25 protein-coding genes and 1 pseudogene are annotated in these 26,909 nt (G+C 72.3%); 11 read left to right on the forward strand and 15 right to left on the reverse strand.

Annotated elements, in window-relative coordinates; all coding sequences use genetic code 11:
• Positions 1–43: 43 nt before the first annotated feature.
• Positions 44–841 (forward strand): EI24 domain-containing protein, encoded by a 798-nt coding sequence (locus AC2RP6_RS26695; RefSeq protein WP_486448486.1) that lies wholly within the window; start codon positions 44–46, stop codon positions 839–841.
• A gap of 183 nt (positions 842–1,024) precedes the next feature.
• On the opposite strand, the gene AC2RP6_RS26700 is transcribed toward AC2RP6_RS26695, so the two are convergent.
• Entirely contained in the window at positions 1,025–1,912 is an 888-nt protein-coding gene (locus AC2RP6_RS26700) for an NAD(P)-dependent oxidoreductase (protein WP_486448487.1), read from the reverse strand.
• 96 nt (positions 1,913–2,008) lie between these two features.
• On the opposite strand from AC2RP6_RS26700, the gene AC2RP6_RS26705 reads away from it, so the two are divergent.
• The 4 genes from AC2RP6_RS26705 (at position 2,009) to AC2RP6_RS26720 (ending at position 6,176) form a co-directional block, all read left to right on the forward strand.
• Positions 2,009–2,344: a winged helix-turn-helix transcriptional regulator gene (locus tag AC2RP6_RS26705; protein ID WP_486448488.1), complete on the forward strand. Its 336-nt coding sequence runs from the start codon at positions 2,009–2,011 to the stop codon at positions 2,342–2,344.
• A gap of 165 nt (positions 2,345–2,509) precedes the next feature.
• Complete coding sequence (locus AC2RP6_RS26710; RefSeq protein ID WP_486448489.1) at positions 2,510–4,195, forward strand: hypothetical protein; 1,686 nt, start codon at positions 2,510–2,512, stop codon at positions 4,193–4,195.
• 13 nt (positions 4,196–4,208) lie between these two features.
• Positions 4,209–5,795: a DUF2142 domain-containing protein gene (locus AC2RP6_RS26715; protein ID WP_486448490.1), complete on the forward strand. Its 1,587-nt coding sequence runs from the start codon at positions 4,209–4,211 to the stop codon at positions 5,793–5,795.
• A 57-nt stretch (positions 5,796–5,852) separates the two neighbouring features.
• Positions 5,853–6,176, forward strand: a complete 324-nt coding sequence (locus AC2RP6_RS26720; protein ID WP_486448491.1) for a putative quinol monooxygenase — start codon at positions 5,853–5,855, stop codon at positions 6,174–6,176.
• Here AC2RP6_RS26720 and AC2RP6_RS26725 read toward each other — a convergent pair.
• Positions 6,173–6,766 carry a TetR/AcrR family transcriptional regulator gene (locus AC2RP6_RS26725; RefSeq protein WP_486450457.1) on the reverse strand — a complete coding sequence of 198 codons (594 nt, stop codon included), beginning with the start codon at positions 6,764–6,766 and terminating at the stop codon, positions 6,173–6,175. The two genes, AC2RP6_RS26720 and AC2RP6_RS26725, sit on opposite strands and share 4 nt — an antisense overlap.
• Positions 6,767–6,945: 179 nt before the next feature.
• Between AC2RP6_RS26725 and AC2RP6_RS26730 the strand changes: the two genes are divergently transcribed.
• Entirely contained in the window at positions 6,946–9,423 is a 2,478-nt protein-coding gene (locus AC2RP6_RS26730) for a beta-glucosidase family protein (RefSeq protein WP_486448492.1), read from the forward strand.
• An 86-nt stretch (positions 9,424–9,509) separates the two neighbouring features.
• On the opposite strand, the gene AC2RP6_RS26735 is transcribed toward AC2RP6_RS26730, so the two are convergent.
• Positions 9,510–10,406, reverse strand: a complete 897-nt coding sequence (locus AC2RP6_RS26735; protein ID WP_486448493.1) for an SGNH/GDSL hydrolase family protein — start codon at positions 10,404–10,406, stop codon at positions 9,510–9,512.
• Positions 10,407–10,655: 249 nt separating this feature from the next.
• Here AC2RP6_RS26735 and AC2RP6_RS26740 point away from each other — a divergent pair, with 249 nt between their 5' ends.
• Positions 10,656–11,150, forward strand: a complete 495-nt coding sequence (locus AC2RP6_RS26740; RefSeq protein ID WP_486448494.1) for a DUF3145 domain-containing protein — start codon at positions 10,656–10,658, stop codon at positions 11,148–11,150.
• Between the two features lie 67 nt (positions 11,151–11,217).
• Here the strand turns inward: AC2RP6_RS26740 and fabF are convergent, their stop codons facing one another.
• The 5 genes from fabF to AC2RP6_RS26765 all read right to left on the reverse strand — a co-directional run bounded on the left by fabF (position 11,218) and on the right by AC2RP6_RS26765 (position 16,114).
• Complete coding sequence (gene fabF / locus AC2RP6_RS26745; protein ID WP_486448495.1) at positions 11,218–12,483, reverse strand: beta-ketoacyl-ACP synthase II; 1,266 nt, start codon at positions 12,481–12,483, stop codon at positions 11,218–11,220.
• Between the two features lie 79 nt (positions 12,484–12,562).
• Positions 12,563–12,811 (reverse strand): acyl carrier protein, encoded by a 249-nt coding sequence (locus AC2RP6_RS26750; protein WP_125816520.1) that lies wholly within the window; start codon positions 12,809–12,811, stop codon positions 12,563–12,565.
• Between the two features lie 54 nt (positions 12,812–12,865).
• The gene (locus AC2RP6_RS26755; protein WP_486448496.1) at positions 12,866–13,870 is read right to left on the reverse strand and encodes a beta-ketoacyl-ACP synthase 3; all 1,005 of its coding nucleotides are present in this window, start codon (positions 13,868–13,870) and stop codon (positions 12,866–12,868) included.
• Between the two features lie 19 nt (positions 13,871–13,889).
• Complete coding sequence (locus AC2RP6_RS26760; RefSeq protein WP_486448497.1) at positions 13,890–14,807, reverse strand: ACP S-malonyltransferase; 918 nt, start codon at positions 14,805–14,807, stop codon at positions 13,890–13,892.
• Between the two features lie 89 nt (positions 14,808–14,896).
• Positions 14,897–16,114 carry a PucR family transcriptional regulator gene (locus AC2RP6_RS26765; protein WP_046775016.1) on the reverse strand — a complete coding sequence of 406 codons (1,218 nt, stop codon included), beginning with the start codon at positions 16,112–16,114 and terminating at the stop codon, positions 14,897–14,899.
• 80 nt (positions 16,115–16,194) lie between these two features.
• On the opposite strand from AC2RP6_RS26765, the gene AC2RP6_RS26770 reads away from it, so the two are divergent.
• The gene (locus AC2RP6_RS26770) at positions 16,195–16,851 is read left to right on the forward strand and encodes a pirin family protein (RefSeq protein WP_486448498.1); all 657 of its coding nucleotides are present in this window, start codon (positions 16,195–16,197) and stop codon (positions 16,849–16,851) included.
• A gap of 10 nt (positions 16,852–16,861) precedes the next feature.
• Here AC2RP6_RS26770 and AC2RP6_RS26775 read toward each other — a convergent pair whose 3' ends face one another.
• Complete coding sequence (locus AC2RP6_RS26775) at positions 16,862–17,413, reverse strand: serine hydrolase domain-containing protein (RefSeq protein ID WP_486448499.1); 552 nt, start codon at positions 17,411–17,413, stop codon at positions 16,862–16,864.
• Positions 17,414–17,448: 35 nt separating this feature from the next.
• Positions 17,449–17,706: pseudogene (locus tag AC2RP6_RS26780) on the reverse strand (serine hydrolase); the annotation flags it as partial.
• A gap of 51 nt (positions 17,707–17,757) precedes the next feature.
• Here AC2RP6_RS26780 and AC2RP6_RS26785 point away from each other — a divergent pair.
• Positions 17,758–18,141: a MerR family transcriptional regulator gene (locus AC2RP6_RS26785; protein WP_486448500.1), complete on the forward strand. Its 384-nt coding sequence runs from the start codon at positions 17,758–17,760 to the stop codon at positions 18,139–18,141.
• Between the two features lie 25 nt (positions 18,142–18,166).
• On the forward strand, positions 18,167–19,189 hold the full coding sequence (locus tag AC2RP6_RS26790) for an aldo/keto reductase (RefSeq protein ID WP_486448501.1): 1,023 nt from the start codon (positions 18,167–18,169) through the stop codon (positions 19,187–19,189).
• A gap of 166 nt (positions 19,190–19,355) precedes the next feature.
• On the opposite strand, the gene AC2RP6_RS26795 is transcribed toward AC2RP6_RS26790, so the two are convergent.
• The 3 genes from AC2RP6_RS26795 to AC2RP6_RS26805 form a co-directional block, all read right to left on the reverse strand.
• Entirely contained in the window at positions 19,356–20,198 is an 843-nt protein-coding gene (locus AC2RP6_RS26795) for a DUF4429 domain-containing protein (RefSeq protein ID WP_486448502.1), read from the reverse strand.
• 75 nt (positions 20,199–20,273) lie between these two features.
• On the reverse strand, positions 20,274–21,413 hold the full coding sequence (locus tag AC2RP6_RS26800; RefSeq protein ID WP_486450458.1) for an alpha/beta hydrolase: 1,140 nt from the start codon (positions 21,411–21,413) through the stop codon (positions 20,274–20,276).
• A 238-nt stretch (positions 21,414–21,651) separates the two neighbouring features.
• Positions 21,652–22,308, reverse strand: a complete 657-nt coding sequence (locus AC2RP6_RS26805) for a TetR family transcriptional regulator (RefSeq protein WP_486448503.1) — start codon at positions 22,306–22,308, stop codon at positions 21,652–21,654.
• Between the two features lie 482 nt (positions 22,309–22,790).
• On the opposite strand from AC2RP6_RS26805, the gene AC2RP6_RS26810 reads away from it, so the two are divergent.
• Positions 22,791–23,186, forward strand: a complete 396-nt coding sequence (locus AC2RP6_RS26810) for a peptidase inhibitor family I36 protein (protein WP_486448504.1) — start codon at positions 22,791–22,793, stop codon at positions 23,184–23,186.
• Here AC2RP6_RS26810 and AC2RP6_RS26815 read toward each other — a convergent pair.
• Complete coding sequence (locus AC2RP6_RS26815) at positions 23,167–23,970, reverse strand: potassium channel family protein (RefSeq protein ID WP_486448505.1); 804 nt, start codon at positions 23,968–23,970, stop codon at positions 23,167–23,169. The genes AC2RP6_RS26810 and AC2RP6_RS26815 overlap by 20 nt on opposite strands.
• Before the next feature lie 104 nt (positions 23,971–24,074).
• Positions 24,075–26,807, reverse strand: a complete 2,733-nt coding sequence (gene aceE, locus AC2RP6_RS26820) for a pyruvate dehydrogenase (acetyl-transferring), homodimeric type (protein WP_486448506.1) — start codon at positions 26,805–26,807, stop codon at positions 24,075–24,077.
• Positions 26,808–26,909: the final 102 nt, after the last annotated feature.

The raw sequence follows: 26,909 nt of genomic DNA on the forward strand, positions 1-26,909 counted from the left end.
CCGCACCCCGATCGGGGTGCGGCCCTCGCCGTAGACTGGCGCCATGCACGATCTTGCGGGGGGCTTCCGGTACCTGCTGGCCGGACAGCGATGGGTGTTGCGACACGGGCGATGGCTGGGCTTCGGGCTGCTGCCCGGGCTGGTCTCGCTCGCCCTCTACGCCGGCGCGCTCATCGGGCTCGGCTACGGCGCCGACGACCTGACCGCCTGGGCGACCCCCTTCGCCGACGACTGGTCCGCCCCCTGGACCGGCCTCTTCCGCGGCTTCCTCACGGCCCTCTTCCTCGGCCTCGGGCTCTTCCTCGCGGTGATCACCTTCACCGCCGTGACGCTGCTGATCGGCCAGCCCTTCTACGAGTCCCTCTCGGAGCAGGTCGACCGCAGCGAGGGCGGCGAGGTCCCGCAGTCCGGCCTGCCGCTCTGGCGGGAGCTGTGGATCTCGGCACGGGACAGCGTGAAGGTGCTCGGGCGGGTGGTGCTGTACGGCATCGGGCTCTTCGTGCTCGGCTTCGTCCCCGTGATCGGCCAGACCGTCGTCCCGGCGCTCGGCTTCTGCGTCTCCGGCTGCTTCCTGACCCAGGAACTGACCTCGGTCGCCCTGCAGCGCCGCAAGATGGAACTCCCCGAGCGGCTGGTGCTGCTGCGGTCCCGGCGGATGCTGGTGCTGGGCTTCGGAGTCCCGCTGGTGCTGGCGTTCCTGGTCCCGCTCGTCGCGGTGTTCCTGATGCCGGGCGCGGTGGCGGGAGCCACCCTGATGGCGCGCGACCTGATGCGCACCGAGGAGACCCCGGCCGAGGCCACCCCCGCGGGCTTCGGACCACCGCCGCCGGCCTTTCCCTGACCACCCGCCCGGAGCGCCGCTAGGCCCTGTCGTCGAAGTTGCACCTGGCCCGCGGCGCCCGGCACCGCACCTCGCCGCGTTGTCGGGGCGCCCACGTACGTCCAGTACTCGGGCGCCCCTCCGCCTTGCGATGCACGGCACCGGACACCGCGGGCCTGACCGGCGCCACTTTGACGACCGGACCTAGCGCTTCAGCAGCAGGATCGCCCCCGCCGTGTCCTCCCCGCCGTGGACGGACGGGTCCGCGGTCAGCCGGCGGCGCATCAGGTCCAGGTACGGGGAGATCAGCTCGGCACTGACCCCCTGCTCCTCGGCGGTCCGCAGCAGGGTGCCGCTCGCCGCGACCTGCATCGCGAGGTTCGACACCACGCCACCGGTGAAGTCCCGCGACGTGAGCCGCTCGGCGGCGTTGCCGACGAAGAAGCCCATCGCGCCCAGCCACTCCGACAGCAGCGGAGCCAGGTCCTTCGGGGCGACGTCCTCGCCCTCGGTCAGGGCGTACGCGTGCGAGATGCCGGCGAACAGCCCGTACATCGCGCTGAGCAGCGCCACGTCGTGCAGGGCGGCGTGCCCGGGGTCCTCCCCGACGAAACGGGCCCCGGCCGGGACCTCCAGCGTCGCGCCGTGGGTGTCGAAGAGGGCCCGCGAGCCGCTGTAGAAGACGTACCCTCCGGCCTCGGGGACGCCGATCATGTCGGGCGTGGCCATGATCCCGCCGTCCGTGTAGCGGGCGCCGCGGGCCTCGGCCCAGGCGGCCCGGGCGCGGGCCTCGGCGGGGGTGCCGGTGGTCAGGTCGACGAGGTCCTTGCCGGTCAGGTCGGCGCCCTCCAGTGTGGCGCGGACGCTGGCGTCGTCCAGCAGACAGGTCACGACCAGCGTGTTCGCCGCGACCGCCGCCGCGGCGCTCGCGGCGACGACGGCGCCCTCGGCGACGAGCGGCCCGGCCTTGGCGGGAGTGCGGTTCCAGACGGTCAGGGAGTGCCCGGCGGCGAGCCAGGTACGGGCGAGGGCGGTGCCCATGTCGCCGAGTCCGAGCAGGGTGAGCGATTTCCGCGGTGTGGTGTCGGTCATGACGTTTAGCCTGTTGGCAGGCAGTGCGGTGCTCAAGTACGCACTTCGGAGTGGGTGGTTACCCCAAGGTGAGCGAGCAGGTCGGGAGGGTGCGCGATGGCGGTGACACGGAGGCCCGGTGCGGACGAGTGCGGGATCGCCGCGGCGATGTCCGTGATCGACGGCAAATGGAAGGTGTCGCTCCTGTGGATGCTGGAGCAGCGTCCGCGCCGCTTCGGCGAGCTGCGCCGGCTCGTCCCCGGGGTCTCCGAGAAGGTGCTCGCCGCCCAGCTGCGCGAGCTGGAGACCGACGGCATCGTGCACCGCGAGGTGTACGAGGAGGTCCCGCCGCGCGTCGAGTACTCCCTGACCCCGCTGGGCCAGGACCTGAACGCCGCCCTGGAACCGCTGGGGGAGTGGGGCGCCAAGCACCGCCTCCCGGATACGGCGTAGTATCCCGGGCCCGTAGGATGCATGGCAGCAAGTGCCAAGGCTGTCTCTCCCTGCCCTGGAGTCCGCCCTGGCCCGGAGCTTCGGCGAGGGCCGGAGTCGCGCAGCGGCTTGCCGAGCCACGTCCGGCCACCGGGCCGAGGACCGACCAGCAGTAGGGACACAGCAGTGACAGTCAGTACCGAGGGCACGGCGACCGTGCTGCCCCCGGGCGGACCGGCCGCGCCCGCCCGCCCGATACGGGCAGCCCGACGCGGGCTCGGTTCACGCGGCACCCTCCTGTTCCTCGAAGCCGCCGTCGCCTTCGCCGCCGCACTCGCGCTGCCGTTGCTGGCACGCGGCTTCGACTTCAACCCGCTCGACCGGATCGCCCAGGTCAGCAGCCTCGCCGCGATCCAGCTGCGGTTCGCGCTCATGGGCCTGGTCTTCATCGGCGCGGTGGCACTGGCCGTACGGCTGCGCCGCGGGCGGCACTTCGACCTGGCCACCCGGTTCGCCTCCGCCGCCCTCGCCGGCCTGGCCAGCGGCTTCGTCGCCGCCGGCGCGGTCGTCGCCCTCCACGGGACGCCCTGGCCGATGTTCGGTCTCAACGGCGACAGCGGCCGCATCGTCGAGTGGGCCCACGCGGTGGCCAACGGCCGCCCGTCGGGCTCCCCGGTCTATCCGCCGGCCCCCCTGTACACCCTCGGCCACTACGCCGAGTGGTTCCGGGGCGGCAACACCGCCTACGCCTTCAAGGACCTGCAGATCCTCGGCGCCGCCGCGTTCGGGCCGCTGGTCTACCTCTCCTGGCGCATGCTGCTCGGGCCCGTCCGGGCCCTCGCCTTCGGCGTCGCCCCCGCCTTCGCACTGATCGACGCGTACAAGCCGTACAGCCAGACCGTCCTCGTGGTGCTGGTCCCCGTCCTGGTGGCGATGGTGGTGTCGCTCAGCCGCAGCGCCACGCAGGGCCGGCGTCCGCTGCTGCTCAAGGGCGCGGGCTTCGGCGCGCTGCTCGGCGTGCTCTTCCTCACCTACTCGGGCTGGTTCCTGTGGAGCGCGGCGGGCGTGCTGTTCGCCGCCGTGCTGTACTTCCCGTGGCGGGAGGGCCGGCTCGGCCGGATCAAGGGCGCGGCCTTCCTCGGTGCCTCCCTGGTGGCCTTCCTCGTGGTCGCCGGGCGCTACCTCGTGGTGATGCTGACCGAGGGGCAGACCACCAAGGACTACAACTTCCGGTTCGACAACTTCACCGACCCGGCCTACTACCTCATGTGGCGCACGGACATGCCCGGCAAGGTCGGCGAGTGGCCGCTGCCCGGCGAGTACGGCGGGGTCGGACTGTTCGCCCTCGTCACCTTCGCCGGCCTCGGCGCCGCGATCTGGCTGGGCATCCGCAAGCCCATGGTGGTCACCATCGCCGCCATGTTCATCAGCGCGTGGGTGATGCGCATGTACATCGCCTCGCACATGTACGAGACGCAGACCGTCCAGCTCTACACCCGCACGAACAACCAGCTGCTCTACTGCGGGCTGCTGCTCTGCGCGCTCGTCGCCCATCTGGTCTCGCAGCGGATGGCCGCGCGCCGCGCGCAGTCCGTGCCGGACGCCGGGACCGCCGCGAAGGGCGCGGGCGGCACCGGATTCCCGGGCCGCGAAGGCGCGGTGATCGGAGCCCTGTGCGCCCTGCTGCTGCTCCTCGGCACCGTCTCCTCCTCGATGGCCGACCGCTACATGCCGGCCAAGGAGAACACGTACCGGATCCTGCCGTGGGTGTCGCACACCATCACGGAGCAGGACGGGAGCTGCCCGAAGTACGCGCCGGGCGGTACGTGCTCCAAGGACGGCGACCAGAGCTGGCTCAGCTTCATCCGATGACCCCGGGGGACCGATGACTTCCGCACTGACGCGGCTGGCCGACTGGTCGGCCAGGACGCCCAAGCGGCTCTGGCTGATCTCGTTCGCGCTGTTCTGCACGCTCACCGGCGCGTGGGCGGCCGCCAGTCCGCTGGGCAGCTCCCCCGACGAGCACGCGCACTTCATCCGTGCCGCCGCCGTCGCCCGGGGCCAGATCGGCGGGCCCGAGGTGATGGTCCCGCACACGGTCGCGGGCATCGAGGGCAACTTCGCCGAGACCGGGGTGCAGCTCCCGGAGTGGTACCGCAATCTCCCGACCGTGCACGAGTGCTACTCGTGGAGGTGGGCCCAGCCGGCGTCCTGCGCGCCCTCCCTCGGCAACAGCCAGAAGATCGTGCAGGCCACCACGGCCGCCGGCCGCTACCACCCGGGCTACTACCTGGTGACCGGCTGGCCGAGCCTGCTGGTCGACGGCCCCAAGGGCCTGTACCTCATGCGCTTCATGTCGGCGCTGCTCTGCTCGGCCCTGCTGGCGAGCGCGGTGGTCACGGCCGCGGAATGGCGGCGGCGCTCGCTGGCGATGCTCGGCGTCCTCGCCGCGGCCACGCCGATGACCCTCTACATGTCGGGCATGGTCAACCCCAGCGGCGGTGAGATCGCCGCCGGGATCCTGGTGTGGACGGCCCTGCTGTCGATCGTCCTGTCGCCCGATCCGGTCCTGCTGAACCGCCGGCTCGCCCGGCTGGGCATCGGCGGCCTGGTGCTGATCAACATCCGGCCGCTGGGCCTGATCTGGTTCGGCGGGGCGGTCGTCTTCTGCCTGCTGCTGACGCAGCGGCGCGGAGTGCTGGGACAGGTGCTGCGCCGCAAGGCGCTGTGGCTCTGGGCGGGACTGCTGGGCCTGGCGGCGGTCGGCGCGCTGCTCTGGGCCGCTCGTCACCCCGACAACTCGAGGATCGACATCCCGGACGAGCTGACCACGGCCGTGGCCGCGAAGCGGACCCTGGGAAACACCGAGGTCTACATCAAGCAGATGCTCGGCTTCTTCGGCTGGCTGGACACCCCTCCGCCCGGCCTCATGTACCTGGTGTGGATGGCGGTCCTCGCGACGGTCGTCGTGCTGGCCCTCGTCCACGGCCGCCGGCGCGAGGTGGTGGCCGTGCTCGGCATGCTCGCGGCGGTCGTGATGCTGCCGGTCATCGCGCAGGCCTCCCAGGCGGAGCGGATCGGCATGGTGTGGCAGGGCCGCTACCTGCTGCCCTTCGCCGTCGGTCTGCCGTTGATGGCCGTGCTGATCTGCGCCACGCGCGCCCCCGGGTACGGCTTCCCCTGGCGCCGGCTGGTCGGCTTCTCCGTCGCCGGCCTGGCCCTGGCCGACATGGCGGCCTTCTACTGGACGCTGCGCCGCTTCGCCGTCGGCACCAAGGGCTCGTGGGTGGCGACCTCCGCCCACTGGGCCCCGCCCGGCGGCTGGGCCCTGTGGACCTGCGTCTACGCGGTGGCTGCCGTCGCCGTCGTCCTGCCCGCCCTGCTCTCCGACCGCACGGAAGCCGTGGTCCCGCAGCCGGACCGCACCATCCCCCGCCCGGACCACCACCCCCGGGTCCCGGAACCCGCCTGACCCACCCGGGCCGGGACTTCGCCCCACGGTGTGGATCAACCTGCATAAAATGCCCGTGTGATCTTCATTGTGGTGAAATTCCCCGTCAAGCCCGAATACGTCGACGCGTGGCCCGACAAGGTCGCGCCCTTCACCCGCGCCACCCGCGCGGAACCCGGGAACCTCTGGTTCGAGTGGTCGCGCAGTCTGGAGGAGCCGGACACCTACGTCCTGGTCGAGGCCTTCCAGGACGACGCCGCCGAGGCGCACGTCACCTCGGAGCACTTCAAGGCCGCGCTGGAGACCATGCGGCCGATGGTGACCCGTACGCCCGAGATCGTCAGCACCACCATCGAGGGCGCGAACGGCTGGAGCCGGATGGGCGAGCTCCAGGTCGACTAGGGGGTGTCCCCCGAAGAGGTCGCCGGCCCGCGCAGCAGCGTCAGGAAGGCCTGGAAGGCGGCGGGCATGTCCACCGACTCGGGGGCCAGCAGCCACTGGTACTGCAGGCCGTCCATGACCGCCGTCAGCAGCGGCGCCGCCTGCTCCGGGGTCAGCCCCGAGGGCAGGCGGTCGCCGAACTCCGTGCGCAGCACCGCCGCCATCTCCGTGCGGACCTGTGCGTAGCGCTCGGTGAAGAACTCCCGGGCCGGGTGCCCGTCGGTGACGCTCTCGCCCAGCAGCGCCGAGAAGGTCTGCACGATCCCGGGGCGCATGGCGTTGTACTCCACCAGCGAGGCCAGCAGGTCGAGACGCCAGGTGTCCGCCGCGGCGCGCGAGCCGCCGCCCGTGTCCCACCGGTCGCGTTCCTCCAGCACCGCGACGAGCAGCGCCTCCTTGGTCGGGAAGTAGTGCAGCAGCCCCTGCTGGGTCAGGCCCACGCGCTCGGCGACCGTACCCAGGGACGCGCCCCGGTAGCCGCGCTCCGCGATCACCTCGACGGCCGCGCGGACGATCTCCCCGCGGCGCTCCTCGCTCCTCGCCCTGGCCATCGCCATGGCAGCACCCCTTCCGTCCGCTCCGGTCCACAGGACCGTAGGAGGACCGTACGGCATGCGAACATCACGAAGGGATAACAAACCCTACCGTTCAACAGGCACCGGGTTCACGATGGGGCCACCGCACCGCGCCGCACGCGCAACCGCACCGCTCTCAACGAGGAGGCTCGGCCGTGACCGATGCCGATCAGGTCCGCGACCAGATACGGGACGACGCCGTGGAGGCGGCGCTCGCAAAGCTCGATCTCGACACCAAGGCCCTGCTCCTGGCGGGCCGGGACATGTGGTCCCTGCCCGCGGTCCCCGCCATCGGGCTGCAGTCCCTGGTGATGTCCGACGGCCCCGTCGGGGTCCGAGGCGTGCGCTGGACCGCCGACGACCCGTCCGTCGCCCTGCCCTCCCCGACGTCGCTCGCCGCCACCTGGGACCCGGAGCTCGCCCGCCGCGCCGGCCGGCTCCTCGCCCAGGAGGCCCGTCGCAAGGGCGTCCACGTCCTGCTCGCACCCACCGTCAACCTGCACCGCTCGCCGCTCGGCGGCCGGCACTTCGAGTGCTACTCCGAGGACCCCCACCTCACCGGGGCCATCGGCAGCGGCTACGTGAACGGCGTGCAGGACGGCGGCGTCGGCACCACGGTCAAGCACTTCGTCGGCAACGACGCCGAGACCGACCGCTTCACCGTCGACAGCGTCATCGCCCCGCGACCGCTGCGCGAGCTGTACCTGGCCCCCTTCGAGGCCATCGTCGCCAACGCCCACCCGTGGGGCATCATGACCGCCTACAACCAGGTCAACGGCACCACGATGACCGAGCACCGGTACCTCGTGAACGAGGTCCTGCGCGGCGAGTGGGGCTTCGACGGCGCCAACGTCTCCGACTGGATGGCCGCCCGTTCCACCGCCGGCGACATCCTGGGCGGCATGGACGTGGCCATGCCCGGCCCCACCACCGTCTACGGACCCGCCCTCGCCGAGGCCGTGCGCGCCGGGGAGGTCCCCGAGTCCGCCGTCGACGACGCCGTGCGCAACGTCCTGCGCCTCGCCGCCCGCGTCGGGGTCCTGGAGGGGGCGCCCGCGGTCGTCGAGACCGCCCCGGCCCCCGTCGACGGCCAGGCACTGGCCCGCGAGCTGGCCGCCCGCGGCTCCGTCCTCGTGCGCAACGAGGACGGCATCCTGCCCCTGGACACCTCCGCCGGCCGCACCGTCGCCCTCCTCGGGGCCGCCGCGCGCGACGCCCGGGTGCTCGGCGGCGGCAGCGCCACCGTCTTCCCCGAACGGGTCGTCTCCCCGCTCGACGGACTCGCCGCGGCCCTCCCGGACGGCGCCCTGACCTACGCGGTCGGCGCCGACCCCTCCGAGGAGCCCGCCCCCGCCGACAAGGGCTTCGATCTCGTCGCCGTGTGCCGCGACGCCTCCGGGGCCGTTCTCGGCGAGGGCGGCCTGCCCACCGGCCAGGTCCAGTGGATCGGTGACGACCTGCCCGCGGGCGTCTCGTACGAGACGATGGCGAGCATCGAGGTGCGCGGTACGTTCGTACCGCGCGAGAGCGGCGAGCACGTCTTCGGCACCCGGGGGCTCGGTGCCTTCGTCCTCGCCGTCGGCGGGCGGGAGCTGTGGAGCGGTGTCCAGGAGACGGGCGATGAGGCGGACCCCTTCGAGGCGTTCTTCGGGGCGCCCAGCGAGCGCGCCCGCGTCACCCTGACCGAGGGCGAGCCCGTCGCGGTGTCGCTGACCTTCCAGGTCCCCGACCTGAGCGCCCTCCCGCTCAGGGCGATCATGTTCTCTCTGCTCCACCTCGGCCCGCGGCGCGATCCGGACGAGCTGATCGCCGAGGCGGTGGCCGCCGCCCGGGCCGCGGACACCGCCGTCGTGGTCGTCGCCACCACCGAGCGCGTGGAGTCCGAGGGCTTCGACCGGAGCGACCTCGCCCTCCCGGGCCGCCAGGACGACCTGGTGCGGGCCGTGGCCGCCGTGAACCCGAACACCGTGGTCGTCGTCAACGCCGGCTCCCCGGTGGAGCTCCCGTGGCGCGAGGACGTCGCCGCCGTCCTGCTGACCTGGTTCCCCGGGCAGGAGGGCGGGGCCGCGCTGGCCGACGTACTCCTCGGGGAGGCGGAGCCCGGCGGGCGCCTGCCCACGACCTGGCCCGGGCGGTTCGCCGACGCGCCCGTCACCGAGGTCGTCCCCACGGACGGCCGCCTGGAGTACACCGAAGGCCTCTTCATCGGCTACCGGGCCTACGAACGCCACGGCATCATCCCCGCCTACCCCTTCGGGCACGGCCTCGGCTACACCGACTGGGCGTACGACTCCCTGGAGGCCACCGCCGGGACCGTGCGCGTCCGCGTCACCAACACCGGCACCCGGCCCGGCCGGGAGGTCGTCCAGGTCTACCTGGCGCCCGTGTCCACGGCGTCCGACGGCGCACGGAGCACGACGGTCGAGCGCCCGGCGAGCTGGCTGGCGGGCTTCGCGAGCGTCACCGCCGGTCCCGGCGAGAGCGTCGAGACCGAGATCGCGCTGCCCGCCCGGGCCTTCGAGATCTGGGACGAGGAGGCCCGCGGCTGGCGCCGGATCGACGGTACCTACGAGGTCCGCGCGAGCCGGGCGCACGGTGACACCCGGCTGACCGCCACGCTCCACATCGCGTGACACGCCGTATGGCCGGAAATCACCCCTGAAAACCGGTCCGGGGGCGGGCCCTGACACCCGCCCCCGGACCCTGCGCCCCGCCGGCGTCAACGCGGCGGTTCGGCCGCCGTCACCTGGCGGTGCGCCAGTTCCGCCAGCCTCGCCTGTCCTTCCTTGCCCGGGTGGAACCAGTCCCACCGGCTCAACTGCTCCGCCGCGAAGGGGTACTGGAAGACCGCGCCGCCGTCGTAGCGGCACAGCGGGTCCTTCCCGCAGACCTCGCGCAGCACCTGGTTGTACTCCACCACCCGCGCCCGCACCTGTTCGCGCCGGGCCGTGGCCCCCGTGGCCAGCGACAGCGGATCGGCGAGCATCGACTGGCAGATGCCCAGCTTCCACACCTGGCGCACCATCGGCAGGTCCTTGCCCTGCTCCCAGAGCCGCTGCAGGTCCGGCACGCTGGAGACGTACACCTGGGAGGCCGGGGACGCGGCCCGCAGCTGGGCGAGGGCCTGCTCGAAGCCGGACCGGAAGTCGGCCACCGGGGTCATCGACGAAGCGGTCGGGCGGCAGGCGTCGTTCGAGCCCACCATCACCGTGACCAGGTCGGGTTTGTGCGCGGCGGCCGCCGTCAGCTGGCCCGGCAGGTCCGCCATGCGCGAGCCGGTCACCGCGTGGTTCCAGCTGCGCTCGGGCACCGCGGCCTCCCCCAGCAGCCGGCTGGCGAGGGAGCGGACGGCGGGGTCGCTGCCGGTGGCCCAGGAGACCTCGGGGCAGTCGGCGAGGACCGAACAGGCGTCGAAGCCACGCGTGATGGAGTCACCGGCGGCCGCGACCGATGTGGGCGCGGTGTTCCACCGGGGTGCCGACTGCGATCCGCGCTCACCGCGGTCGGGCGACCCGCCCGACTGACACCCGCTCAGAACCCCGGCCAGCAGCGCGACCGCCGCTCCCGCGCCCGCGAGGCTACGGCGCGCGCGGCGTCCGGCGGCGGTGGTGCGCATGGGAAGGACCCCTCCTTGTGGCCCCCACGCCGATCGGGGGGTCCTGCTGAGTGAAAGCTCTGTGTTTACAGGCCTTGGAGCGACCGTACGTCACACCATGACCCCCGGCGCACGGTAGCTTTTTCCCGTGGCGTTTCGGCCGCAGCTCCCGTAGCGCAATGTCAAAAAATTTCCGTTACATTACATCACGTCACAAACTGTCCGTTTTCTGGAGTTTATTCCCGACCTCGTCCACCACTGGAGGTCCCGGTGACGACACGTGGAGTTCTGTACGTGCATTCCGCACCGCGCGCGCTCTGCCCGCACGTGGAATGGGCCGTAGCGGGGGTGCTCGGGGTGCGGGTGAACCTCGACTGGATCAGGCAGCCCGCCTCGCCGGGCACCTGGAGAGCCGAGTTCTCCTGGCAGGCCGCAGCGGGCACCGCCGCGACCCTCGCCTCCGCGCTGCGCGGCTGGCACCTGCTGCGCTTCGAGGTGACCGCGGAGCCCTGCGCGACCGCCGAGGGCGAGCGCTACAGCTCCACACCGGAGCTGGGCATCTTCCACGCCGTCACCGGTATGCACGGCGACATCCTGATCCCCGAGGACCGGCTGCGCGCGGCACTGGCACGCTCGGCGCGCGGTGAGACCGAGCTGGAGGCGGAGATCGCCGCACTGCTCGGCAAGCCCTGGGACGACGAGCTGGAGCCCTTCCGCCACGCGGGCGAGGGCGCGCCGGTCCGCTGGCTCCACCAGGTGGTCTGACCCGCCCGACGCAGAAGGCCCACCCGGATCACCCGGGTGGGCCTTCTGTCGTGTCGCGGACCGCGTACTAGACGGTGCGGAACGCCAGGGTCACGTTGTGACCGCCGAAGCCGAACGAGTTGTTGATCGCGGAGATCGGGCCGTCGGCCGGCAGCTTGCGCGGCTCGCCCACGACGATGTCCGCGTCGATGTCGTCGTCGAGCGCGTCGACGTTGATCGTCGGCGGGGCCAGGCGGTGGTACAGCGCCAGCACGGTCGCGACGGTCTCGATACCGCCCGCGCCGCCCAGCAGGTGACCCGTCATCGACTTGGTCGCGGAGATCGCGATGTGGTCGAGGTCGTCGCCCAGGACCTTGCGCAGGGCCTTGATCTCGGCGGTGTCACCCTGCGGGGTGGACGTGGCGTGCGCGTTGACGTGGACCAGCTCGGCCGGGTCGAGACCCGTGTTGTCGAGCAGGTTCTGCACCGCGGCCGCGACGCCGCGACCGGTCGGCTCGGGCTGCGCGATGTGGTGGCTGTCCGCGGACAGACCCTGGCCCAGCACCTCGCAGTAGACGCGGGCACCGCGCCGGGCGGCGTGCTCCGCGGACTCCAGGATGACGACGCCCGCGCCCTCGCCCAGGACGAAGCCGTCGCGCGCCTTGTCGTAGGGGCGGGAGGCCGTCTGCGGGCTCTCGTTGTTCTTCGACATCGCCATCATGTTGGCGAAGGCGGCGATCGGCAGCGGGTGGATCGCGGCCTCGGTGCCACCGGCGACGACCACGTCGGCGCGGCCGGTACGGATCATCTCGACGGCGTAGCCGATGGCCTCGGCGCCGGACGCGCAGGCGCTGACCGGAGTGTGCACGCCCGCCTGGGCGTTGACCTCCAGGCCGACGTTGGCCGACGGGCCGTTCGGCATGAGCATGGGGACGGTGTGCGGGGAGACCCGGCGCACACCCTTTTCCTTCAGTACGTCGTACTGGTCGAGCAGCGTGGTGACACCACCGATGCCGGAGGCGATCACGGTGCCGAGCCGGTCGGGCGCCACGGCCTCGTCCTCGCCGGCCGGAGCGGTGTAACCGGCGTCGGCCCACGCCTCGCGGGCCGCGATGACGGCGAACTGCGCCGAACGGTCCAGCTTGCGGGCCAGCGGCCGGGGCAGGACCTCACTCGGGTCCACGGCGACAGGGGCGGCGATGCGTACCGGGAGTTCGGCGAAGCGCTCGCCCTCCAGGGGCTTGACGCCGGAACGGCCGGCGAGCAGACCTTCCCAGGTCGAAGCGCTGTCGCCACCCAGCGGAGTGGTTGCGCCGATACCGGTGACGACCACGGTGCGATTGGTCGGGCTCACAGGAATTCTTTCTCCACGTCTCAGGGGGTGCTGAATTGTCACGGCGCCACCGCCGGGTGGCGACAAACGCTCGTCAGGCTCAGGCCTGGTGCTTCAGGATGTAGTCCGCGGCGTCGCCGACCGTCTTGAGGTTCTTGACGTCCTCGTCCGGGATCTTGACGTCGAAGCGCTCTTCGGCGGCGACGACGACCTCGACCATGGACAGGGAGTCGACGTCCAGGTCGTCGGTGAAGGACTTGTCGATCTCGACGTCCTCGACCGGGATGCCCGCGATCTCGTTGACGATCTCGGCGAGGCCCTCGACGATCTCTTCCTGCGTGGCGGCCATGTGGCGCTCCTTCTCTGGTAACTGGGTAGGAAGACCGGGATGTGGATCCCGGCCCTAGGGGAGGGTAACGACCGTGGCGGCGTAGACGAGCCCCGCCCCGAAGCCGATGACGAGCGCGGTGTCGCCGCTCTTCGCCGCTCCGGTCGCCAGGAGCCGCTCCATGGCGAGCGGGATCGAGGCGGCCGACGTGTTGCCGGTCGTCTCGACGTCACGGGCGACCGTGACGTGCTCCGGCAGCTTCAGAGTCTTCACCATCGAGTCGATGATCCGCATGTTCGCCTGGTGCGGGATGAAGACGTCCAGGTCCTGCGCGGTGATCCCGGCGGCGTCGAGCGCCTGCTGGGCCACCTTGGCCATCTCGAAGACGGCCCAGCGGAAGACCGCCTGACCCTCCTGCGTGATGGCCGGAAACTTCTCTCCGGCGTCCTTGCCGAGGTACTCGTCCCACGGCACGGTCTGCTTGATCGTTTCGGACTTGTCGCCCTCCGAACCCCACACCGTGGGGCCGATGGCCGGCTCGTCCGAGGGGCCGACGACCACGGCGCCGGCGCCGTCGCCGAACAGGAAGGCCGTCGCGCGGTCCTCCAGGTCCGTGAGGTCCGAGAGCCGCTCCACGCCGATGACGAGGACGTACGGCGCGGACCCCTCGACCACCATGCCCTTGGCCAGGGTCAGGCCGTAGCCGAAACCGGCGCAGCCCGCGGAGATGTCGAAGGCGGCGGGCTTGACCGCGCCGATCCGGTGCGCGATCTCCGTCGCGACGGCCGGGGTCTGCTTGAAGTGCGAGACCGTGGAGACGATCACCGCACCGATCTGCTCGGGGGCGACGCCGGCGTCGGCCAGCGCCTTGCCCGAAGCCTCCACCGACATCGCGGCGACGGTCTCCTGGGGCGAGGCCCAGTGCCGGGTCGCGATGCCGGAGCGGGAACGGATCCACTCGTCGGACGAGTCGATGGTCTCGAGGATGACCTCGTTGGGCACCACACGGGTCGGGCGGTAACCGCCGACACCGAGGATGCGGGCGTAGGGGGAGCCCTTGGCCGGCTTGATCTTGGACATGCTGTGTGGGCTCCTTCTCTCAGACCGTCAGTTCGGCGACCAGCGCCGCGGCCTTCTCGAGATCGTCCGGGGTCTTCAGCGCCACGCTCGGTACGCCCTTCAGCGCGCGCTTGGCCAGACCCGTCAGGGTGCCACCGGGGGACAGTTCGATGATCCCCGTGACGCCCAGCTCGGCGAACGTCTCCATGCACAGGTCCCAGCGGACCGGGTTCGCGACCTGGCCGACCAGGCGGGCGACGACGTCGGCGCCCGTGGTGACGACGAGGCCGTCCTTGTTCGAGACGTACTTCAGGGCCGGGTCGGCCGGGGAGAGCGCCTCGGCGGCCTTCGCCAGCTCGGCGACCGCGGGGGCCATGTGGTGCGTGTGGAACGCGCCCGCGACCTTGAGCGGAACGACCTTCATGGACCCCTCGGGCTTGTCGGCCTGCAGGTCCTCGATCTGCTCCATCGTGCCGGCGGCCACGATCTGGCCCGCGCCGTTGATGTTGGCCGGGGTGAGGCCGAGCTTCTCCAGGTGCGCGACGACGACGGCGGGTTCCCCGCCGAGCACCGCTGCCATGCCCGTCTCGGTGACGGCGGCGGCCTGCGCCATGCCCAGCCCGCGGGTCCGGACGAACGACAGCGCGTCCTGCTCGGGCAGCACGCCGGCGATGGCGGCGGCGGTGATCTCACCGACACTGTGGCCGGCGACGGCGCCGAAGGCCGAGGTGGAACCCAGCGCGGAGGCCGACAGCAGACCGGCGGCGACCAGCAGCGGCTGGGCGACGGCGGTGTCGCGGATCTCCTCGGCGTCGGCCGTCGTGCCGTAGCGCGCGAGGTCCAGCTTGATGGCGTCGGACCAGGCGGCGACGCGGTCAGCGGCACCGGGGAGGTCGAGCCAGGGAGTCAGGAAGCCGGGCGTCTGAGCGCCTTGGCCGGGAGCGACGAGTACGAGCACCCTCACACTCTCTCTTGTGGATGGTCCCTGCCGCCCGTGGGGACAGGGACCAAGAACCGTCGGGGTAATTGTTGATGTCCCACAAAATGCTAGGACTGGGTGTCACCGTCAGCCAGACGCCCCAGAATCAGGGCGATCCGCAGCGTGAACGCCGATCGGACATCCGACGGCGACCAACCGGTGACGTCCGTCACACGTCGTAGCCGGTAGCGCACCGTATTGGGGTGCACGAACAGCATCCGAGCAGCCCCTTCCAGGCTGCTCGCCTGCTCCAGATAGACGCTCAACGTCTCCAGCAGCGCCGACCCCGCCTCCTCAAGCGGTCTGTAGATCTCCTCCACCAGCTGCTCCCTGGCAGCCGGATCGGAGGCGATCGCGCGTTCCGGCAGGAGATCATCCGCCAGGACCGGCCGCGGCGCGTCCTGCCACGCCGTACAGGCCTTCAGTCCGGCCGCAGCGGCCTGCGCCGACTTCGTCGCGTTCAGCAGGTCGGCCACCACCGGGCCGGCCACGACCGGGCCCGCCGCGAACGGCCCGATCAGGGACTTCGCCACCTGCATCGGGTTGTCGCTGCCGCCCGCGATGACGACCAGACGGTCGCCGAGCACACCCGTGAGGACCTGGAGCTTGTGGTGGCGGGCCGCGCGCCGGATCGCCTCGACCGTCAGCTCGCTGTCACCCTCGGGGGCGGTGCCGAGCACTACGCACACGTGCTCCGGGGAGTTCCAGCCCAGCGCCGCCGCCCGCGACAGCGCGCCCTCGTCGGCCTCGCCGGAGAGCACCGCGTTGACGACGAGCGACTCCAGCCGCGCGTCCCACGCCCCGCGCGCCTCGGCGGCCTGCGCGTACACCTGGGCGGTCGCGAAGGCGATCTCCCGCGCGTACACCAGCAACGCCTCGCGCAGGATCGACTCGTCGCCCGGGGCAGCCACCTCCTCGATCGCGGTCTCCATGACCTCGATCGTGGTGCGCACCATCTCGACGGTCTGGCGCAGCGTGATCGCCCGGGTCAGCTCGCGCGGAGCGGTGCCGAAGACGTCGGTGGAGATCGCCTGGGGGGTCTCCGGATGCCGGAACCACTCGGTGAACGCGGCGATACCGGCCTGTGCGACCAGGCCGATCCACGAGCGGTTCTCGGGTGGCATCGCCCGGTACCACGGCAGGGTCTCGTCCATGCGCGCGATCGCGTTGGCGGCGAGCCGGCCGGAGGACTTCTCCAGGCGGCGCAGCGTCGCGGCGTGCGGATGGGCGGGAGCGGGATGCGCGGAGTGTGTGGCGGGCGAATGCTCACGTTCGGGTTGGGGCACGGGACAAGACTGCCTTATCGGGAGGGCTGCGCCGAGTCCGGTCCCGCGCCGGGCCCCCGCCCGCGGCTACGGTGGCCCTCATGATTGATGTACGCCGCGGCGCCGACCGGTACGAGGGAGGGGACCCGGCGGCCGGGATCACCACCCGGCACGCCTTCTCCTTCGGGTCCTTCTACGACCCGGACAACCTGCGCTTCGGCCCCGTCCTGGCCTGCAACGAGGAGACGCTCGCGGCCGGCGCCGGCTTCGACGAGCACCCGCACAGCCACACCGAGATCGTGACCTGGGTGATCGACGGCGAGCTCACCCACCAGGACAGCACCGGCGAGAAGAGCATCGTCCTGCCCGGCGACGTCCAGCGGCTCAGCGCCGGATCCGGGGCCCGTCACGTCGAGCGCAACGACGGCGACCGGCCGCTGCGCTTCGTGCAGATGTGGCTCTCGCCCCTCGCCGCGGGCGGTGATCCCTCGTACGAGGTGCGGCGCGGCGTCCCCGACGGCTCGCCCTACGCGGTCCCCGCGGCCGGCGCCGCCTTGCACGTACGCCGCCCCGGCGCGGGCGAGCGGGTCGCCGTACCGGCCGCCGAGCGCGTGTACCTGCACGTCGTGCGGGGGGACCTGCGCCTGGACGGGGCCGAGCTGGGCCCCGGGGACTCGGCGCGGATCACCGCCGAGAAGGGACTGGAGGTCGTCGCCGGGTCCCCGGGCGAACTGCTGATCTGGGAACTGCCCGGCTAGCGGACACGACCTAGTGCCCCCGGCGGAGTTCGGCCAGGACCGCGTCGGTGAACGGGGTCCAGGCCTCGACCGCCCACGGGCCGAAGGGCCGGTCGGTCAGCGCCACGCAGGCGGCGCGCGCGTCCGGGTCGACCCACAGGAAGGTGCCGGCCTGCCCGAAGTGGCCGAAGGTGCGCGGCGAGGAGGTCAGGCCCGTCCAGTGCGGGGACTTGCCGGCGCGGATCTCCAGGCCGAGCCCCCAGTCGTTGGGGGACTGGCTGCCGTACCCCGGCAGGACGCCCTTGAGCCCCGGGTGCACGACGGAGGTGGCCTCGGCGACCGTACGGACGTCGAGCAGGCGCGGAGCCTGCAGTTCCGCGGCGAAGCGCAGCAGGTCGGAGACGGTGGAGACGCCGTCCTTGGCGGGCGAGCCGTCCAGCGTGGTCGACGCCATGCCCAGCGGCTCGAAGACGGCCTGGTGCACGTACTCGGCGAAGGGGATGCCGGTGGCCTTGGCGATGTGGTCGCCGAGCACCTCGAAACCGGCGTTCGAGTACAGCCGGCGCGTGCCGGGGGCGGCCATCGCGCGGTGCTCGTCGAAGGCCAGGCCGCTGGTGTGCGCCAGCAGGTGACGGACCGTCGACCCCTCGGGGCCGGCTCGTCCAGCTCGATCGCGCCCTCCTCGTGGGCGACCAGAGCGGCGTACGCGGCGAGCGGCTTGGTGACCGACGCCAGCGCGAAACGGTGGTCGACGGGCCCGTGGGCGCCGGCGAGGGTGCCGTCGGCGCGTACGACGGCCGCCGCGGCGGTGTCCACCGGCCAGGTCTCGATGATCCGCAGGCTTTCCATGCCGCTCACGGCCTCCTTGCTGTCCATGCGGCCGAGCCTACTTGCTTGGAGTGCACTCAAGGGTTTTAGCGTGGGGCCATGAGCCAGAGCCTGAGCCTGACGCCGACGCGGTACACGATCAGCGAGGTGGCGGCCCGGACCGGTCTGAGCCAGCACACCCTGCGCTGGTACGAGCGGATCGGGCTGATGCCGCACGTGGACCGCTCCCACTCGGGCCAGCGCCGCTTCACCGACCAGGACCTCGACTGGCTCGGCTTCGTGGGCAAGCTGCGCGCCACGGGGATGTCGGTGGCGGACATGGTCCGCTACGCCGAGCTGGTCCGCGAGGGCGAGCACACCCGCGGGGAACGCCGCGAGCTGCTGGAACGCACGCGGCGCGAGGTGCGGGCGCGGATCACGGAGCTCAACGACGCACTGGCCGTACTGGACTACAAGATCGACATGTACGCGGGGACGCGATGAGGACGGTCCCGCGGAAGGGACAGCGATGACGGAGTACGGCAACACCCTGGACCAGGCCGAGCTCGGCAAGGGCGGCCCGAGGGTCGGCATCCAGGGCCTGGGCTGCATGGGCATGAGCGAGTTCTACGGCGACACCGACGAGACGGCCGCCCGGGAGACCCTGGAGGCGGCGCTCGCCGCCGGGGTCACCCTCTTCGACACGGCCGACGTCTACGGCCGCGGCCGCAACGAGGAGTTCCTCGCCCCGTTCGTGGCCGCGCACCGGGACGGGATCACCCTGGCGACGAAGTTCGCCATAGAGCGCACCGACGACCCCGCCCACCGGGGCGTCCGCAACGACCGCGCGTACGTCCGCGAGGCCGTCGAGGGCAGCCTGCGCCGGCTCGGCGTGGACGTCATCGACCTGTACTACATGCACCGGCGCGACCCGGCCGTGCCGCTCGCCGAGTCGGTGGGCGCCATGGCGGAGCTGGTGCAGGAGGGCAAGGTGCGCCACCTCGGGCTGAGCGAGGTCACCGGCGCGGAGCTGCGCGAGGCGCACGCGGTGCACCCGATCGCGGCGCTCCAGTCGGAGTGGTCGCTGTTCAGCCGGGACGTGGAGCGCAGCGCGGTGGCCGCGGCGGCGGAGCTGGGCGTGGCCTTCGTGCCGTACTCCCCGCTGGGCCGGGGCTTCCTGACCGGTTCCTTCGCGGACGCGTCGGCCGAGCTGTCGGAGAGCGACTTCCGGCGCCACCAGCCGCGTTTCACCGGCGACAACGCCAGGACGAACGCGGCGCTGCTGGACCCGGTCCGGGAGATCGCACGGGAGACCGGCGCGACGCCCGCGCAGATCGCCCTCGCCTGGGTCCAGCAGCGTGCGGCGGTGCACGGGCTGACGGTCGTGCCGATCCCGGGCACCCGCCGGGCGGAGCGGCTGCGCGAGAACATCGCGGCGACCCGGATCACGCTGACGCCGGCGCAGCTGGCGCTGCTGGAGCCGATCGCCGCGCAGGTCGCAGGCGACCGCTACCCGGACATGACCTTCACCTCGGCCGCGCGGGAGGCGTAGGTCGTCTCCGGCCCGATCGGCAGGACACCAGCCGGGGGTGTCCGGTGGATCGGGCCGGCAGGTGCCGCTGTCGGCTGTCGGCGGCTGTCCTGAGGGCATGAGCCCTGCCAGCTGACGTCACCTGTCAACGACCGTCCGAATCGGGCGGGTCGGGGCGCGGGCGGTGTCAGAGGGACTCGGCGGTGAAACGATCCCTCAGGGTGGCGTACTCGCCGTCGGTCAGCAGGCCGGCCGAGTAGAGCTCACTCAGGTGCCGCAGCCGCTCGTCGCCCGAGCGGCCCCGTGCGGCGGCGACCGGGGTGCGGCTGCGCGTGGCGGCGAGGAGGGCCGCGGCGAACGGCAGCGACTCGTGGACCGCCCCGTAGCCGACGCTGAAGACGGCCGTCGCGAGGTCGTGGTCCGGGCGGGGGTCGGCCGGGGTCTGCTGGGGCTCCCGCAGCAGCAGACGCAGGTGACCGCCGGTGCCGGCGGGGGAACGCCACTCGACGCCCGTCAGCTCGGCCAGCGGGTACCGCTGGTCGCCCGCCTTCCACTTCGTACCGGTGGCACCGGTGCGCGACCAGTGGAAGCCGACCGACGAGCCGTCGAAGGCCACCCGCGCGTCGTAGGCCTTCAGCTGCAGGGGCGGCTCCGGTACGTCGACCAGGAAGTGCGGGGCCGGTTCGGCGGCGTCCGGCCCGAGCCGGGACCGCAGGGCGGCGGCGAACGCGGCGGCCGAGGTCGCCCGCTCGCCCGGCAGCACCATCCGGTACGGGTCGCAGGCGTCCTTCAGCTGTCCGGCGGCGGCCTCCATCAGCGGATCGGCGCCGGGGCGCGGGACGGCACGCAGGACCACCGTGTCCCGCCTTCCGGCGGTCACGGTCACAGCGGACACCGCTTCCAGGGGGATCCGGCGCGAACCCAGCGCTTGCCACAGTCTTGGCGTTCGCATCCCCCGTGCGAAGCGGATGAGCACCGAGTCCGAGTCGAACTCCCAGACGGCATGGTTTCCGGCCAGTACGTCACCCATGCGCCACATGGTAAAGGGCGCCGCCCCCGCGCGTCTGCCTCGGAGCGGGAGCCGTTTTCCGCGCCTCTACGCGCGTCAGTCCCGCTCTGTCCCGGAAATTCCGCGCCGGCACGCGTCGTCGCCGGTCGCGCAGACAACGGAACCGAAGGCGCCGGTTCCGATCTTGGCGAAGTTGGCCACCGAGTCCGTGCCTGGCGCGAAATAGCCGGTGTGGTTCTTGGCCCGGGCCGAGGACAGCAGGCGCGCCCCGAAGTCCGGGGACACCGGATCGGCGCCGTGGCCCAGCCCGCCGACCTCCAGGTGCGGTACGTCGGCGATCCAGTCGCCCTCGTCGCGCATCGCCCAGACCCGCGCCGAGGTGTGCAGCCCCGCGACGTTCTCCGCCCGCATGCCGGGGCTGCCCGCCACCACCACGTCCGTCACCCGCTTCGGCAGCTCGTGCGCGGCCACCCCGCACACCACCGATCCGTAGCTGTGGCAGAACAGCGCCACGCTCGAATCCCCGGGCAGGGACACCGCCAGTGCCTTCAGGCGGACGGCGCCGTCGAAGGCCATCCGGCCCGTGGCCGCGTCCATGCCGACCCCGGTGGGGGCGGTGTAGCCGGCCCAGGCGATGACCGCCGTCCGGCTCTTCGGCGCGGCCGTCCGCTCGGCCTCGTACAGGGCCTCGGCCATGCCGACCGGGGAGGTCAGCCGGCGCTGGGTGCGCTCGAAGGTGAGGAGGTCGGTGTCGACCCCGGGCACGATCACCGATACCCGCTCCGCGCCGACCAGGTCGCCGAAGACCTCGGCCACCCGGCCGCCGCCGGTGGGGTCGAACGCGAGGATCTGCCGCCCCGGTTCGGCCAGCGAGGCGAAGCGGTGGGAACGCCGGACGGCCTCGGCGCGGTCGGCGGGGGTCAGCGCGACGTCACGGCTGCGCGCCTCCTCGACCAGCCGGGCCTTCTCCAGGCCCTGTTGGTTGGCCCGGTAGCGCGTGGCGATCGGCGCGCCGTCGAGGTTGCCGACGACGAGCGGGTAGCCGTCCGCGAGCCGGGCCCGCTGCGCGCCGTCGAGGCCGGCGAAGAAGCGGGCCACCGTCCGTACGGGGGCGTCCGCCGACGGCACCGGGCGGCCGTCCAACCGGGCCTTGGACCAGGCGTCGAGGGCGGTGGCCCGCAGCGGCGTGCCACCCTCGGGCCGGTGCACGGCCGTCCAGCCGGTCGTCGCCAGCATGATGAAGACGACCGCCAGCGCGAGCAGGGCGCGCAGGGCGGCCGGGCGCGGGTCGGCGCCTGGAACGGTGGTGTGGGCGAGGCCGGGCAGATTCACTGGGACCAGCGTAGGAGACCGATTCCGGGCGTGGCGCGCCGGGTGACGGGGTTCACGCCCGACCGTGGGACGCCCGACGGGGCGAACGGGCGGCGGCCGGGGCTGGGGTGAAAGATCCTGAATGCGCCCTTTGCGGGGTGGTTCAGTGCCAGCGGCCCGCCAGAGCTGGGCCGATGCCGTCGAGGTAAGTGTCCGTCAGCCGGCGGATCGCCTCGACGCTGGTGTCCTCGCCGCGGCCCCAGAGCCGCCCCGTGACCCTCATCACGCCGAAGAACGCGGCGACCGCCACCCGGGGCCGCGGGTCGGCGTCCACGTCCAGGCCCTCCCGGGCGGCGATCAGCCGGGCGATCCGCTCCTCCATGCACGTCGAGCGCCGCAGGTGGACCGCGAGCAGGGCCGGCGTGGACTCGATCAGCCGGTAGCTGCGCATGTAGAGGTCGACCGGGACCACCTCGCGAAGGGCCTCGTCGACCGTGTCCCACGCGGCGAGCACGGCGCCCCGCATCGCCTCCAGCGGGCCCTCGGCCGGCGGCCGGGCGTGCAGCTCGGCGACGAAGTGGGACTCCACCAGGTCCTGGACGGCGAAGACGACCTCCTCCTTGTTGGCGAAGTAGCGGAAGAAGGTGCGCTGGGACACGGCCACGGCCGCGGTGATCTCGTCGACCGTGGTGCGCTCGTAGCCCTGGGACACGAAGAGGACGAGCGAGGCGCGCAGCAGCGCGCTGCGCGTGCGCCGCTTCTTGCGTTCGCGCAGTCCGGCCACCGGCGCGGCCGGCGCCGTCCGCTCCTCGATCGCCACCGCGGGGCTCCTTTCTGACGCCGAGTGGGCGGTCACCTTACCCGTGCGCGGCGGTCCCGCGGCCGTTCCGTTGAGCCGTTCGCGAAGGGCCGCCGGACCGTGGCCGTCCGTGCGGACGACGGGTCACCGATGACACGTTCGGGTCGCCTCGACGGGGGCGGGCGCAGCCACCCGGAGGGCGCGGACACGGGCCCGCCGGACGGGCCGCCGCACAGCTCCCGGACGGCCCGGGCGGGCCCCGGCGTGCTTCGGACGAGCCGCGGGCGGGAACAGGGCCGCTCCCGGACCGCTCCCGGACCGGTCCGGAGGGGTCAACTCCGCGCGGGCCAAAGGCCCTCCGGACGGTTCCACCGGGGCTGTCGCCTATCAGGGTGGACCCGCCCCGGGCCCCTTCCGCCCGACCGTCACCGCAGGTCAGCGTGGTGTCAGCGGAGCACCGGAAGCGGTCCGGGGGCCCGCCGTCCACAAGGAGTTGACCCGTCATGCGTACGTGTCGGACCACACGTGTCTCCACCGTCCTCGCCGCGACCGCCCTGGCCCTCACGGCCCTCATCCCGACCACCGCCGGCACGGCGCACGCCGCCGGCCCGCCGGGCCTCGGGGCCTGTGCGAGCGGACAGCTGTGCCTGTGGGCGAAACCGGACTTCAAGGGGACCCGCCAGACCCACGAGCTGAGCACCCTGGACATCAACAGCTGCACCGCCCTGCCCGCGGGCACCAGCGCCCAGTCCCTGGTCAACCGCACCGGGCGGCCGGTCACCACGTACCAGTCGGCGGAGTGCGCGGAGACCGGCGAGTTCCAGACCTATCCGGGCGACGGGGTCTGGCTGCCCCAGTCGCCCTACCAGGTCCGGGCCTTCAAGGTGTGGGAGAGGTAGCCCCGCGCTGCGCGGCGAGATCGACCGGGGCGGCGGCCGCCGGCGCCTCGGCCGGCCCCGCCGCGCCGCCCAGCCGGGCGACCTCGCCGCGCAGCGCCCGTACCTCCGCCTGGAGCTCCTGGATCGCGGCGAGCTGGAGCCGCTCCGCCTGGTCGTCGCGTTCGAAGCGGGAGATGAACCACGCGGCGATGTTGGCGGTCACCACACCGAGCAGCGCGATCCCGGACAGCATCAGCCCGACCGCCAGGACACGGCCGAGGCCGGTGGTGGGCGAGTGGTCGCCGTAGCCGACCGTCGTCATGGTGGTGAAGGACCACCACACGGCGTCGCCCAGGTTCTTGATGTTCCCCTCGGGGGCGTCGCGCTCCACGCTCAGCACGGCCAGCGAGCCGAACATCAGCAGCCCGACGACCGCCCCGGCCACGTACGTCGTCAGCTGGATCTGCGGGGCCATCCGGGCCCGCCGGCCCACCAGCATCAAGGTGGCCACGAGCCGCAGCAGCCGCAGCGGCTGCACCAGCGGCAGCACCACGGCCGCCAGGTCCAGCCAGTGGGTGCGGACGAACCGCCGCCGGTCCGCCGAGAGGACCAGCCGCACCAGGTAGTCGACGGCGAAGGCTCCCCACACCACCCACTCCACGTAGGTGCAGGCGCCGTGCACCCGCGCGCTCGCGTCCGGAGCGACGATGGGCACGGCGTACGCCACGGCGAAGGCCACGGCGAGGACGAGCAGCGGGGTCTGGCTCCGCCGCTCCCACAGCAGCTGGCGGGATGGTTCCTTCATGCGCAGCATCGTAAGCAACGCATAAAGGGGCGCGGGCCCCGGCCGAAGCCGGGGCCCGCGCCCGGGACCGCGTGCGCGGCGCCCCCATCCGTCCCCGGCAGGGATCAGGCGTCGCCGCCGGCCGCGCCGGGGTCCGCCGCCGCCACGTCCAGCAGGCGGTACTTGTCGACGGCCTGCTTCAGCGCGGAACGGTCCACCTTCCCCGCCTTCGCCAGCTCGGTCAGCGTGGCCAGCACCACCGACTCGGCGTCGATGTGGAAGAACCGCCGGGCCGCACCGCGTGTGTCCGCGAAGCCGAAGCCGTCCGCGCCCAGCGAGGTGTACGCGCCGGGCACCCACCGCGAGATCTGGTCCGGAACGGAACGCATCCAGTCCGAGACCGCCACGAACGGCCCCTCCGCACCCGACAGCTTCCGGGTCACGTACGGGACCTGCTGGTCCTCCTCCGGGTGGAGCAGGTTGTGCTCCTCCACCTCGACGGCCTCGCGGCGCAGCTCGTTCCAGGAGGTCGCCGACCAGACGTCCGCCCGGACGTTCCACTCCTCGGCGAGGATCCGCTGCGCCTCCAGCGCCCACGGCACGGCCACGCCGGACGCCATCAGCTGGGCCGGAATGGTGCCCGCGGTGCCCCGGGAGACCCGGTGGATGCCCTTGAGGATGCCGTCGACGTCGACGTCCGCCGGTTCAGCCGGGTGCTGGATCGGCTCGTTGTAGACGGTCAGGTAGTAGAAGACGTCCTCCGCGTCCGGGCCGTACATCCTCCGCAGGCCGTCCTGGACGATGTGCGCGATCTCGTACCCGTACGCCGGGTCGTAGGCCACGCAGCCCGGGTTCGTCGAGGCCAGCAGCTGGGAGTGACCGTCCGCGTGCTGCAGGCCCTCACCCGTGAGGGTGGTCCGCCCGGCGGTCGCGCCCAGCACGAAACCGCGCGCCAGCTGGTCGGCCATCTGCCAGAACTGGTCACCGGTGCGCTGGAAACCGAACATCGAGTAGAAGACGTAGACCGGGATCAGCGGCTCGCCGTGCGTCGCGTACGCCGAGCCGGCGGCGATCAGCGAGGCCGTGCAGCCGGCCTCCGAGATGCCGTCGTGCAGCATCTGGCCGGTCGGGGACTCCTTGTACGCGAGCAGCAGGTCGCGGTCGACCGCCTCGTACTGCTGGCCCAGCGGGTTGTAGATCTTGGCGCTCGGGAAGAAGGCGTCCATACCGAAGGTCCGGTACTCGTCGGGCGCGATCAGCACGAAGCGCTTGCCGATCTCCTTGTCCCGCATCAGGTCCTTCAGGATGCGGACGAAGGCCATCGTCGTGGCGATCGACTGCTGGCCCGAGCCCTTCTTCGCCGCCGCGTAGGTCTTCTCGTCCGGCAGCTGCAGCGGCTTGGCGCGCACCACGCGGGTCGGCACGTAGCCGCCGTGCGCGTTGCGCTGGTCGTGCATGTACTGGATCTCGGGCGAATTGCGGCCCGGGTGGTAGTACGGCGGAGCGCCGCTCTCCAGCTGCGCGTCCGTGATCGGGATGTGCAGGCGGTCGCGGAAGCCCTTCAGGTCGTCGACCGTCAGCTTCTTCATCTGGTGCGTGGCGTTGCGGCCCTCGAAGTTCGGGCCGAGCGTCCAGCCCTTCACCGTCTGGGCGAGGATCACCGTGGGCTGGCCCTTGTGGGCCTTGGCCGCCGCGTACGCCGCGTAGACCTTCTTGTGGTCGTGACCGCCCCGGCCCAGGTGCTGGATCTGGTAGTCGGTCATGTTCTCGACCATCGCGCGCAGCCGCTGGTCACCGCCGAAGAAGTGCTCGCGGATGTAGGCGCCCGACTCGGTGGCGTAGGTCTGGAACTGCCCGTCGGGGGTGGAGTTCATCTTGTTGACCAGGATGCCGTCGCGGTCCTGCGCCAGCAGCGGGTCCCAGGAGCGGTCCCAGATCAGCTTGATGACGTTCCAGCCGGCGCCCCGGAACTGCGACTCCAGCTCCTGGATGATCTTTCCGTTGCCGCGGACCGGGCCGTCGAGGCGCTGCAGGTTGCAGTTCACGACGAAGGTCAGGTTGTCCAGGCCCTCGCGGGCGGCGATCGACAGCTGCCCGAGCGACTCCGGCTCGTCCATCTCGCCGTCGCCGAGGTACGCCCAAACGTGGGACTTGGAGGTGTCCGCGATCCCGCGCGCCTCCATGTACCGGTTCATCCGCGCCTGGTAGATCGCCCCCAGCGGGCCGAGGCCCATGGAGACGGTCGGGAACTCCCAGAAGTCCGGCATCAGCCGCGGGTGCGGGTAGCTGGAGAGGCCGTACGGGGCCTTCGACTTCTCCTGGCGGAACGCGTCGAGCTGCTGCTCGGTGAGCCGGTCCAGGAGGTAGGCGCGGGCGTAGATACCGGGGGAGGCGTGGCCCTGGAAGAAGATCTGATCGCCGCCGTCGCCCTCGTCCTTGCCCCGGAAGAAGTGGTTGAAGCCCACGTCGTAGAGGGAGGCGGAGGAGGCGAACGTGGCGATGTGGCCGCCGACGCCGATCCCGGGACGCTGGGCGCGCGAGACCATGACGGCCGCGTTCCACCGGGTGGCGTTGAGGACCTTGCGCTCGATCTCCTCGTTGCCGGGGAAGAACGGCTCGTCCTTGGTCGCAATCGTGTTGACGTAGTCCGTGCTGCGCATCTCGGGCACGGCCACGCGCTTCTCGCGCGCCCGCTCGATCAGGCGCAACATGAGGTAGCGGGCCCGTTCACGGCCCCGCTCGTCGACCGCGGCGTCCAGGGAGTCGAGCCACTCCTGCGTCTCCTCCGGATCGAAGTCCGGGACCTGACTCGGCAGGCCGCCAATGATGATCGGATTGCGATCGGATGCGGAAGCCACGCTGTTCCTTCGCTGTCGGTGGAGCCGTCACTGGGTCCGTAACTGGGGGGCGCCGCCTCCCATGGTCTTACGCTCGGCCGTAATCGTCATCCGTACCACTGG

This window comes from Streptomyces sp. WAC03905, from assembly GCF_057371075.1.